This window comes from Agrobacterium sp., from assembly GCF_032092815.1.
Lineage (GTDB): Bacteria > Pseudomonadota > Alphaproteobacteria > Rhizobiales > Rhizobiaceae > Agrobacterium.
In genome coordinates this window covers 6,750-18,795 of the sequence record NZ_DAMDBP010000013.1, presented here as the reverse complement: position 1 = coordinate 18,795, position 12,046 = coordinate 6,750, and the positions used below count along the sequence as shown (strand labels likewise).

At 52.1% G+C, this 12,046-nt stretch carries 10 protein-coding genes; 5 read left to right on the top strand and 5 right to left on the bottom strand.

The window, feature by feature from the left end; translation table 11 throughout:
• Positions 1-13 precede the first annotated feature (13 nt).
• Complete coding sequence (locus tag RT613_RS09955) at positions 14-1,012, top strand: TRAP transporter substrate-binding protein (protein ID WP_409558798.1); 999 nt, start codon at positions 14-16, stop codon at positions 1,010-1,012.
• A 20-nt stretch (positions 1,013-1,032) separates the two neighbouring features.
• On the opposite strand, the gene RT613_RS09950 is transcribed toward RT613_RS09955, so the two are convergent.
• From RT613_RS09950 to RT613_RS09930, 5 genes are all read right to left on the bottom strand, one after another.
• On the bottom strand, positions 1,033-1,902 hold the full coding sequence (locus RT613_RS09950; RefSeq protein ID WP_313614979.1) for a glycoside hydrolase family 16 protein: 870 nt from the start codon (positions 1,900-1,902) through the stop codon (positions 1,033-1,035).
• Complete coding sequence (locus RT613_RS09945; RefSeq protein ID WP_313615123.1) at positions 1,899-3,395, bottom strand: lipopolysaccharide biosynthesis protein; 1,497 nt, start codon at positions 3,393-3,395, stop codon at positions 1,899-1,901. The genes RT613_RS09950 and RT613_RS09945 overlap by 4 nt, the downstream gene beginning before the upstream one ends.
• Positions 3,396-3,449: 54 nt before the next feature.
• Positions 3,450-4,607 (bottom strand): glycosyltransferase, encoded by a 1,158-nt coding sequence (locus RT613_RS09940; protein WP_313615121.1) that lies wholly within the window; start codon positions 4,605-4,607, stop codon positions 3,450-3,452.
• Between the two features lie 147 nt (positions 4,608-4,754).
• A complete protein-coding gene (locus RT613_RS09935) occupies positions 4,755-6,119 on the bottom strand; it encodes a glycosyltransferase family 4 protein (RefSeq protein WP_313614977.1) in 1,365 nt (454 codons plus the stop codon).
• A gap of 145 nt (positions 6,120-6,264) precedes the next feature.
• Positions 6,265-6,981, bottom strand: coding sequence for a Crp/Fnr family transcriptional regulator (locus RT613_RS09930; RefSeq protein ID WP_313614976.1), 717 nt, complete (start codon positions 6,979-6,981; stop codon positions 6,265-6,267).
• A gap of 445 nt (positions 6,982-7,426) precedes the next feature.
• Here RT613_RS09930 and RT613_RS09925 point away from each other — a divergent pair, with 445 nt between their 5' ends.
• The 4 genes from RT613_RS09925 to RT613_RS09910 all read left to right on the top strand — a co-directional run.
• Positions 7,427-8,092: a sugar transferase gene (locus RT613_RS09925; protein WP_409558797.1), complete on the top strand. Its 666-nt coding sequence runs from the start codon at positions 7,427-7,429 to the stop codon at positions 8,090-8,092.
• A gap of 68 nt (positions 8,093-8,160) precedes the next feature.
• Complete coding sequence (locus RT613_RS09920) at positions 8,161-9,870, top strand: sugar transporter (protein ID WP_313614973.1); 1,710 nt, start codon at positions 8,161-8,163, stop codon at positions 9,868-9,870.
• An 83-nt stretch (positions 9,871-9,953) separates the two neighbouring features.
• Positions 9,954-10,880 (top strand): glycosyltransferase, encoded by a 927-nt coding sequence (locus RT613_RS09915; RefSeq protein ID WP_313614972.1) that lies wholly within the window; start codon positions 9,954-9,956, stop codon positions 10,878-10,880.
• A gap of 11 nt (positions 10,881-10,891) precedes the next feature.
• Positions 10,892-12,046 (top strand): polysaccharide biosynthesis/export family protein (locus tag RT613_RS09910; protein ID WP_409558803.1); only part of this gene is annotated, 1,155 nt, incomplete at its 3' end.

Below are 12,046 nucleotides of genomic sequence, written 5' to 3'. Positions count from 1 at the left end.
AAGGATTCTTTCCGTGCATAAACTTCCTCGCCGTATGTTTTTGAAAAGCCTTGGCCTCGCAACTGCCGTTCTGCCATTGCCCGGAGTGATGAAACCGGCCTACGCCAGAACACAGGTGATCACTGTCGCGTCGCTTTTGGGAGAAGACAAACCGGAAACTAAAATCTGGCGACAGATTGCTGCTCGGGTTGACGCCCGTCTGCCGGGTCGCTTCCGTTTCAACATCGTCGCCAATGGTGCACTGGGCGGCGAAAAGGAAGTGGCGGAAAGCATGCGGCTTGGCTCCGTTCAGGCCAGCCTCTCTACAGTGTCTGCATTGTCGGGCTGGGTGCCGCAACTGCAACTTCTCGACCTGCCATTCCTATTTCGTGATGGCGACCACCTGAAAAGGGTTGTTCATGGCAATATCGGCGACAGTTTGCGAGCCGGCCTGCTGGAACAGCAATTCGTTGTTGGCGGGTTTATCGATTACGGCGCCCGCCACCTCCTGACAAAAGAACCCGTCCGCACACCGCAGGATATCGCAGGCCAGAAAATCAGGGTTATTCAAAGCCCTCTGCACACAAAACTGTGGAGTGCCTTTGGTGCGGTTCCTGTCGGCATACCAATCACTGAAACCTACAATGCCCTTGCCTCCGGTGTGGCAGATGCCATGGACCTGACGAAATCGGCCTATGCCGGTTTCAAACTGTATGAAGTCGTGCCCTGCATGACGCAGACGGGCCACATCCGCGCATCCGGCGTGGTCTATTTTGCCAGCAGTTTCTGGAGTGGTCTGTCTGATGATGAAAAGAGGGTATTGTCAGAAGAAACAGCAGCTGGTGCCGACTACTTCAACCAACTGATTGTCGAGGATGAGGCAGCCTCAGTGCAAACGGCATTATCTCATGGCGGGCAACTTTTTGAACCGGAGTCGCTTGATCAATGGCGCAGCGGCGCTACTGCCGTGTGGCGCGACTTTGCCGGTGTGGTTGGTGGCATGTCACGCATTGACGCCGCCGAAGCGGCGTAATGCATGGTACGCTTATCCGGTTATTCAGTCGAAACCGGTGTCTTTCGTTTGAACACGTGAATATAATCCACGAGAAGGATCGACGGGTTGGGCGTTTCGTCGATTGGCCAACCCGGCCCAAGAGCGAGATTTACCAGCGGGAAAAATGGCACGTGGAACTCAGGCGGTGTCTTGAAGTTCCATATCGCCTTTCGGTCAAGATAGATTGTGGTTTTGTCGGGTGTTATCTCGACACCGTAGGTATGATACTCATCATTCAATATGCCATCCGGCACGATTGTCCATTTGCCATCGCTGCTGTTTTCGCCGCCATGGTCCTGGCGCCATATGTGATAACCGCTGCTAAACTCGTAATTTTTTCGGCCGTAATATTCGATAACGTCAATTTCAGCCGTAAACTTGGAGCGGTCCACACCAATCAGCCAGAAAGCCGGCCACACGCCTTTTCCGGGCGGCAGTTTCATGCGCGCTTCAAAATACCCAAACTGCTGAGAGAACCCCTCCCCCTTGGGGTTGGTCGATGCAAGGAGTCCGGAATACCATTTACCGTCAGGGGCTTTTCTAGCTTCAATGCTGAGAATGCCGTCCGTGGTGGTAAAAGGAAAACCCTCGGTAGGGTCTGAAAATTTGGCGTCTCCAAAATCGCCATTCCAAGGCGTGTGGGCAATCCAGCGTGAGCCATTCTCGCCCCATGGGGACACATCAAGACTGTCAAAATCCTCGGCAAAGGTCTGCTCGAAGTCGTTGATGTCGAGCGTCTCCTCAGAAGAGGCGGGCCTTGTCAAAAACAACCACACGGTCAGGCCCGCAACGACAGCAAGGACAAGACATCCGAACCACGACAGGTTTTTGCGGACAACCGATTGTTTCAACGAAAATGAATTGGTCATCGGGAAACTCCTTTTTGAAAAGGAAGTACAGGGACAAAAGCACACAGCCTCTGCACGACCAAAGCCTCAAGCCCCGCAGGACGCCCCATCAATCGCCACACCAAAAGTGCCGATACCCAATAAAAAACAAGTGCCGCACCACCCGCCATCACCAGCACGACCGCAAGTTCAAAACTCGGTGCCATCGATGACAGTTGGGGTTCTATTGAAAACAGGAATGCTGCAGCAGGAATGCCGACCGCCAAAGGTTTGGCAAAAGCCCAGAATTGCGCCAGACATGACAAGCCGATCAGACGCTTGGTGATGATCACCGACACCACATAGGCGATGAACACGGTGACAAACCTGGCATAAAATGCACCTGTTATACCCAGCATCGGTATGGCGATGATGGCCACCGGTGTTCTCACCGCAAATTCCAGACATGTGCGCAATGCCAGATAACGCGTTTTATCCAGAACCATCGCCAGCGCTGGCATCAGATTTGCGGGCAGGCTGAACAGATTTACAAGGCAAAGAACTTGCAGGATCGGCGCGACCATTACCCATTTCTCACCGAGAATAATGTGGATCAAAGGTTCGGCGAGCAGCGCAAGAACAATCAGCAGCGGTGTAGCAACAAGTGTGATGGCACCGGTCGCTTTCATGTAAGCGACTTGCAGCTTAGGTTTGTCGTCCAGACGGGCAAACGCCACCATCAAGGGACGCATCAGTGGATTTACGAAAGTCTGATGGGTAATCGAGGCCAGATTATCCGCGACACTGAACGCTGCAAATGTGGAGAGGGGCGTAAATCGCGGCAGCAAAAGACGGTCCATCTGCCAGGTCAGCGACGTCAAGATTTGCGCCACGCTGTTCCAGCCAATCATGTCACGAAACAAGCCCCATTCGGAAAGGCTGAAACCAGGACGCACCGGGGCAAAAATATAAGACACAACGGCTGAAAATGCAGGCCCAACCACCGTGCCAACCGCAAGGCTCCAGTAGCTGCCCGTCATATAGGCCACAGAAACCGAACAGATCAGCGTCAGAAACTTGCCGCCGATATCCAGAATGAAATCGCGCCTGAAATCAAAGGCCTGCATAAAAACGACCATGCCTGGGCTGTTGATACTGCGCATGGCAGGTGCAAGCGATATGACGGCAATCAGGGCAAACAATCGTGGCTCGTCATAAAACCACGCAAACGGCCAGGCCATTAAGAGCATGGCAGCAACGATGACGGCGCCTCGCAACAGACTGAGAGTGAATGCCGTTTTAAGAATGGCGCGCGACAGTTCGGACTGCCGCACCAGCGCCTGCACCAAAGGTAAGTCCAAAACAGCTTCAACAATAACAAGCAGTGATGTCGCTATCGCAACAAGCCCAAAATCGTCCGGTGACAACAAGCGCGCCAGGACCAGAAGCGTCACGAAATCCAGTATCCGCGCGAGGAACTTGCCGCCAATTGTCCAGATACTCGCGGTGGCTGTCTTTTGAGAAACTGTCACCAGATTGCCTCTGCCTCACCTTTGACTTCTGGCAAGAACTGTTCCGCCATCACACGTTCACAAGCCTGCCGGGGCGGACTTTACCGCCTTGATGACCGTTGGAGCTTCGCGAGGCTGTAACTTGCCGGTTTTGGCAAACGCCGCATCGTTGGGCGCCTCTGCGCGTTTGGCCAGGTGCTGCTCGATAAGATTGCCAAGACGCTCCTGAAACACCTGATTGGAAAAGTTCAGGGCATGATCGCGAATTGCCTTAGGCTCCATATGCGTTTCGATATTTTCGAAAGCATCCAGGGTCTCGATAAGCCCCTCGACATTCTGCGGCTCAAATCTGCAACCGACCTCAGAGGTGGAAACAGTTTCGCGCGCACCACCTGCATCAAACGCCAGAACCGGACGTCCGCTTGCCATTGCTTCGACCGGCAGAATGCCAAAATCTTCTGTGCCCGGGAAAAGCAGCGCGCGGCAGCGACGCAAATGATCTTTCAAAACTGAAAAAGGCTGATGCCCCATGAAATGCACGGTGGGGCCCGCGATTGATTTCAGATACGCCTCCTGCTCGCCCTCCCCGATGACAATGAGGTTACGGTTGCTCTGCGTGCAGGCCCTAACGGCAATGTCTGGCCGCTTGTAGGTCGTCAACTGGCCAGCATAGAGATAAAACTCACCCGGATCTGTGGCCACATCAAAATCATCGACCGATACGGGGGGATAAATCACCTCCGCCTCACGTCCGTAAAATTTGCGGATGCGGTTGGCCACATAGGTTGAATTGGCAACGAACACGTCAACGCGCGAGGCCGTCGTCACATCCCATGTCCGCAGCAACGGCGCCGTCAGCGACATCATTGCCTTACCCAAGCGGGGTAGCCCTTTCTGGTAGACGTGACACTGATCCCATAGATACCGCATGGGCGAGTGACAGTAGCAGATATGCAGGGCGTCTGGCCGGGTGATGATGCCCTTGGCCGGGCCGGATTCGCTTGAAATAACCAGGTCGTAATCCTGCAGATCAAACTGCTCGAGTGCGAACGGCATCAAAGGCAGCATCTTTGTATAGTGACGCTTGGCACCAGGTATTTTTTGCAAAAAGGATGTTTTGATGTTTCTGGTTTTCAGAAAGTCACTCAGCTTGTCTCTGTTGCAGACAAGGGTGAAGATATCCGCCTGCGGATACATGCGGCACAGCTCTTCAACGACCTTCTCACCACCGCGCATGGAGACAAGCCAGTAATGTACGATGGCGACCTTCAACTTCTTGGGGGACGGCAAAACCGTATTTTTTTTGTAACAGAGACTTCAGCCGTGAAGGGCTTGGGTTCCAGACTATGGGCGTTTGCTTCAGGTGTCACGCGCTTACCTCCCTTATGAAATGTATGATGCTGTCGAAGGCGCAATACGTGCGTCGACCAGCTTGCAATATTCGCGGACAAGAGCATCGCGCCATTGTTCCTGCGTCAGTGCAAAAGGTTGCGAATATTGAAATGCACGCTCGCTCATGATGCGGCGTTGTGATGGTGCAAGATCGTTGAACTGCTGCAATACGTCTGAAAACACGTCGATATTTTTGGTATCGCAGCTGAGCGCCATGCCTGCGGCCACCATTTCCTCCACCAGAAATGCACTGCTGGACATGATCACCGGCAAACCGCTTCGTGCTGCTTCGATAGCAACAAGCCCAAACGGTTCGGGATATCGCGATGGCATCAAAAGTGCGCTCGCCGTCTGGATTACCTGGCCGATTTCTTCATGCGACTGCCAGCCAACAAAACGTATCTGAGGGTTTAATTGAGAGTACCTGCCTTTGAGTGGCCCGTCGCCGATCACACAAAGGCGCGCGCCAGCTTTTTCAACAGCCGCAATGGCATCCTCGATACCTTTTTCTTCATCCAAGCGACCGATGAAGACAAATTCATTGTTGTTTTCTGCCTCGATACGGCTCTTCGACAAAACCGAAACCGGATTTCTGATTGTGACAAGCCGTTCTTTTTCATAACCGGCCTGAACAAGAAAGCTGGCCATCTTTTCGTGTAGCAACACGATGGTGCCGAAATCCCTGTTATCCGTCAGGAGATTGGTGATGCGGGATCCCCGCGCAACGCGCCAAAGCTTGTGTGAATAACTTCTTTTGTCACAGGCCGTTGAAATGCAACTCAGCCCGAGCGGTTTGCGATGGCAAATATGTTGCGCCTGGTAATCGAAAAAAGCGCCGTTTGGACAGGCTGTGAAAAAGTCATGCGCGTGGACGACACAACGTCTGGCCACAGCTGCAAGAGCCTTGAACACCGCTGGCGACAAAATCTTCGACCAACCGTGGACGTGATATGCCGTGTTAGGCGTGTCGTTTTGCAGGATCCAGCTTTCCAGCAAACGCAAGGCCGCAACATTATAAACACCGTTGACGACGGCCTTGAACTTGGTTGCGTTGAGCAAATCCTGCGCGCCAAGTGCCACCACCTCTACGCCAATGGCGTGCAACTCTTCATTGGCACCGCTATCACCACAAATATAGGTAACTGGAATGCCCTGTTGCCGAAACAGCCGTACTGACAGCAAGGACAGCGTCGTCGCGCCCCCTCTGGCCATCGAATAATCGTCAATGATGACAATACGCTCAAGTTCGACGTTTGGCGCATCACGCCCCGCATACCCGCCCAAATCTGCACGAACCACATCCCTGCCCGACGACCGGTCAACATCAGCAAATCTGTCATGATAGAGCGAGGTCATGTCGCCGCCTGCTTTCAAAAATAAAACGAATTATCAGAACTTTAGAAAATACTTCTCGTGCCCCGCACAAACTGCGCGAAGTGTGGGAATTGAATTCACAAGGATCAAAAAAGTTTGGAGAAAAGGTCCCGTCGGGGACAGCAGATCACCTTGACGGGGATGTCCCGTTCGCAAACATCTGCAAGGCGTTGCGGTTGCGGATGTAGATTATTCCGTGGCTGGCATCGATCACCCTGCACTCGCGCAAGCGCTTGAGGCATTGATTGACCTTCTCCCGCGATGCAGGAAGGGTAGCCGCCAATTCATGTTGTGAGATCTTGAGTTCGTCGGTCGTGCCGTTGCCAGCGCGGGTATAAACCGTCGTCAAACGCAAGATGGTGCCAGCAAGGCGGCTCAGCAGACTGGAGCCGGCATTTGAAATAAGACGCTGTTCAAGTTCACTGACGCGGGCCATGGCACGGGAGAGGATTTCTTCCTGGACACGCGGGTTGCGTGCATAAGAATCCCTCAGTCGTCTGCCATCAGAAAAGTGCAGTTCACAATCTGAAATCGCACGGTATTCAAGAAGAAAGGATTGTTTGTTGAGAACAGCAAGTTCACCAATCAATCCACCGGCCGCCACGATCTCCAGAATAAATTCACGTCCATCCGGCAACATGGTACTTGCAGCTACGAGACCGCTTTCAACACGGGCGAACAGGTCGGTTTCAATGCCCGTTCCAATAATAATCTCACCTCTGCTGAATTTGCGGAGCTTCCTGTCGGATGCAACAAGGACGCAATCGGCGAATGCGCCAGCTATAGTTGAAAAATTTGCATTCGTTGTCTTTGCCAAAAAATTGGCATGCGAAACGCCATTCATCTGCGAATTCTCCAGAAATACCGAGTAATGCAAAACGTTAAACGATTGTCCGGGAAATCATTCTTGACTCAAGAAGGAAGCAATCGCAAAATATATCTATACTTACAAGAATATACGACTATTGCAGATATATTACACATATATTCTTATTACGATAAAAGCCGTTACTAATCATTCGCCAAACAACAATAAATGTCAATTCTAATATGCAATTTTTATTAGTTTGAATGAAAAATCAGCAACATGTATTATTATTAAGCATCAAAATTACTCTGAAACGCCGAAGATGATTAATCAACAAACAGTTTCATTTCAATTACTCACAACAAGACTTAGTAGAACATTATCATAAACATTTGTTAAGCATTATGACCTTGGTCACAGACAAGGTTGTTGCAATGCATCAAATTAGGCTCTTCTTATTCAAAAATTGATGAGGGGTTCGATGCAGCAAAATACACGCAGCTTGAAAGCTGTTAGTGCAGAACCTGATTTTTCATTTCAAAAAATAGCCAAAAGAGCACTGGATATTCTGGTTGCTGTTGTTGCTCTCATAGCGCTGTCTCCCGTCTTTATTGTTATTGCCCTGCTGGTGCGTTTTTCTGACGGTGGTTCTGTGTTTTATTCGCACAAACGGATCGGGCTTGCTGGCGCGAGCTTCGGCTGTCTGAAGTTCAGGTCTATGAGCGTGAACGCCGCCGCCAGACTGGACGAGCTACTAAAAAATGATCCGGTGGCGCGAGAAGAGTGGGAAAAATCCCGCAAATTGAAGTGCGACCCCCGGATCACCTTTATCGGCAACATATTACGGCGCACCAGTCTTGATGAGCTGCCGCAACTGATTAACGTTTTACGGGGTGAAATGAGCCTTGTCGGCCCTCGTCCGGTGACGGCGGAAGAGCTGCCTCGTTATGGCGATCATATTGCCGCCTACATGTCAAAACGTCCCGGTGTAACCGGTCACTGGCAGATCAGCGGACGCAGTGACGTGAGCTATGAACACCGCGTTTCTCTTGACCTCTATTACATCAGCAACTGGTCGCTGTGGTTTGACATGACCATCCTAGCAAAAACGATACCAGCACTTTTGTCTCAAAAAGGATCCTACTGATCCAATTTTGATCCCAGCATCTATTGATATCGATTTCTCTGCCAATCTGCATTCCAGGATATTGTTTGATGAGTTCCAACCAGATTTTCAGAACAACCTCCTTATACCCTCTTTCGCAAGGAAGGCAGGAAGACGGGACTTCTCTCGGTCTGGCGGATGTCGCATTTTTCCTGAAACTGCGGTGGCGCATCATCACCGGCTCGACGATTGCATTAATGTTGCTGGCATTTGCTTATTTGCTTGTGGCCGACCGCATTTTTGTGGCCAACACGCAACTGCTGATTTTCCCGCAGATACCAACGACTGAAACCCAACGCTCGGTTGCTGAAGATGCCTATGTCGAAGCGCAGCTGGAAATCGCCCGTTCAACCGATGTGATGGATGCGACTGCAAAAAAACTCAATCTGGCGGCTGATCCTGCCTTTGCAGACAAGGCACCCGGGTTAATGGAACGCCTGAAAGGCATGCTGATAGGCTCCGGTGAGCCAAGCGCGCCCACCGGCAACAGCGATCCGGAAACCGCGCGGGCAGAGCGTGTTGCAGCCCGCTTGCAAAACATGGTCTTACTGCGGCGTGTTGGGCGCTCGACCATCATTGAAGTGTCGGCCTCGGCGACGGACCCGATCATGGCAGCTCGAATTGCCGATACGGTTGCCGAAGAATACATCAGCAAGAACATCGAGATGAAAGCACAGGCCGCACGCCAATATAGTGCCTGGCTCGAGAAATTCGTCGAATTGCAACAAAAGGATCTCACCGAGGCCTCAAATGCGCTTGCCGCGTTCAAGGGTGATCCTCGCGATCAGTTCAAACTGGCGGAGTTGCAAAGTGCCACGGATGCGCGCCGCAAACTCTTTGAAAACACTCTCAATCAGTTTGCCGAAGCAAAGCACCGCATCAGCTATCCGGTATCAGATGTAACGATTGTCTCCAAGGCAACGCCGCCTCTATCGAAAGATCGGCCAAGATCAAGCCTTATCATGGCATTTTCGATGATTGCTGGCCTCGGTGCAGGCTGCATGGCAGCGCTTTTCCTTCATGGCACAGACCGCAGGATAAGACGGCCACATGCATTTACAAATATGGCTGGGCTTAATTTCGTTGCCCCCCTGACCAAGACCGCAGGACTGCGGCGGACACGCCAGTTGTCAAAGCCGGGCGGCGCAGGTCATGATCAGCAGCAATTCATTCCCGGCATAGCCGATCTATCTGCACGTGTGGCAGGTCTGAGGCGAAAAAACAAAACGCTCATTGGCATTGTTGGTGTTGATCGTCAGGTCGGAACTTCAACGATTGCATGCGAAATGGCCATTTTATCAGCCGCATCCGGTTCGCGGACGCTGCTGGTGGATGCGGAATATATCAACTCAGGGCTCAGCAAGTTGATGGCACCATCCGACGCGATTGGCCTGGCCAACGTATTGGATGCACCGAACCTGCTGCAAGGCGCAATGCTTCGTATTTTGCCAGATTTGAAATTCCTGCCAATTGGTACACGCACAGGTACCACACCGGCTGTGAGGCTGAGTTCACACCGTACCGAGCTCAAACTGGCTGAACTGAAATCACAATTTGATACCGTGTTCGTTGATATTTCCCCTGCCACCAACTCTCCCGATGCAAGCGCAATTGCACCAGAGCTCGATGGTATCATTCTTGTCATGACCTATGGAGAAACCGCCACAGACAGCGCTCTTCGCGTGATTGAAGATTTGCGCGGCGTTGGCGTCGACGTGCTCGGGGCAGTTTTGAACTCTTCGCCAGCGGGGACCGTCTGATGCGCACACCAAGTTCAAGATCACATTTGAAAACACAGGCTTGCGATCCACCACTTTTAGACAAAAGTTTCTGCCAGAGTGACATGTGCATCATCGTTGGCATCGCATCTGCTGGCCGCCCTGACATCCTCAACCAGACGGTGTCATATTTACAGACCATGACCAATCAGCCGGATGCAATTGTCGTATGTGTGCCTGATATGAGCCATGCCGGGGATTTGGCAACCAACACCTGCGTCGAGCTGTTGACCGGTCAACGGGGATTGACCATCCAGCGCAACCGCATTCTTGCCTCAGCTGCTGGTCGCGCAGACATTCTCGTTTTTCTGGATGACGATTTTATCCCCTCACCCGATTTTTTCATCCAGATGAAAAAATCCTTTTCCGAAAACCCGGATATCGCCATTGCAACCGGCCATGTGCTCGCGGATGGCATTCTCTCGGGCGGTCTTGAATTACGACAGGCGTTGGACATCATCCGCGTGTCACGCAAGCCAGACAGCGAACTGGTCAACACCTACAACGCATATGGCTGCAACATGGCGTTGCGCATGAGCATCGTTGTTACTCAGGGCCTGCGGTTTGATGAAAGACTTCCACTCTATGGATGGCTTGAAGATGTCGACTTCAGCCGGCTGATTGCCCGCTTCGGGCAATCCGTGCAGGTTAAAGCGGCAAGAGGTGTGCATTTAGGGGTGAAGTCCGGCCGTCAACCGGGAAATCGCCTTGGTTATTCGCAGATCGCAAATCCCTATTATCTCTCCCGCAAAGGCACGATGTCTGTCGGAAGAGCCTTTGTGCAGGCGACAATGAACCTTACGGCGAATGTCACCGGTCTGGTACGTGGTGACAAGGACATTGATCGGCGCGGCCGGTTTCGCGGCAATCTTCTGGCACTTGGCGATATCATCAAAGGCACATCCTCACCGGAGCGCATACTGGAGATTACGCCACAATTTGCTCAATCAGCCGCAGGCTCTGCAACTGCGAAACAGGAAGTGGAACGGTAATGATGGCATCTCTGTTGACCACTTACCTAAGCCGCAACCTCGTTCAATGCCTGTTTTGGTCCCTGTGCTTCATGACGACTTGGGTTGGCCATGCCCAGGCAGATGACTACAAGCTCGTCACCGAAGACAAGCTGACGCTGCGTGTCGTCGAATGGCGTTCAACGGATGCGCAATATGCAAGCTGGGAAGCGTTGGGCGGCGTCTATACCGTTGATGCGGGGGGCAATGTCTCGGTCCCGGTTGCAGGACAGGTGCTTGCTGCCGGCAAAACGACAGAGCAATTGGCTGGAGACATTGCAGAACAACTGGCCGTGAGAGCCGGTTTCCAATCGAAGCCCTTCATATCCATTGAGGTGGCGCAGCATGCGCCAATCTTCGTGACCGGAACAGTTCAGACACCTGGACGCTACCCGTTTGAGGCAGGCATGACGGTCATGAAAGCAGTTAGCATCGCAGGCGGTTTTTTGCGTTCCCGCGATGGTAGTTCCGTTTTTGAGCGGGACCGTATCGAAGCCGCGGGAGCCTATCGCGCGGGGATACTGAACCGGCAGGATCTCGTCATCCGCAAGGCGCGTCTACAGGCCGAAATTGCCGGCCAAAATGACTTCACCCTCCCCGAGGACATTGAAGCAACACCATCCGTTGAAAAATCCCGTCTCGAAGAGCTGAACCTGATGCGTCTTCGACGCGTGGACATTGAAAGTCAGATCTCCGCGGCTGAAGATTTGACGTCACTTTACAGCCATGAGATCCAGTCGCTGGAAGCAAAAATTGAATCCCAGAAACGCCAGATCGCAAGCGCGAGAAAAGAACTGGAATCCGTCAACAGCCTTGTCAGCAAGGGTTTGACCACCACATCCCGTCAGTATTCACTTGATCGAGGATTGGCCGAGACGGAAAGTAACCTGCTGGATTTGGAAATTGCCCTGACAAAAGCGCGGCAAGCCCTAAGCGAAAGCCAACGCAGCAAGGCAAATATCATCAACAAACATAATGCAGAAAACCAGCAGGAGCTGAACACCATCGAGATATCGATTGGAAAAGCAAACATCGATATTCAGGTTGCGCAATTGCTGGGTGAGCAAGCAGGTTACAGCGCACAGATCGCAAAGAACGGAGCTGAGGGCACATCGTTTGAGCAAACCCAACGCATGTTCAAGATAACC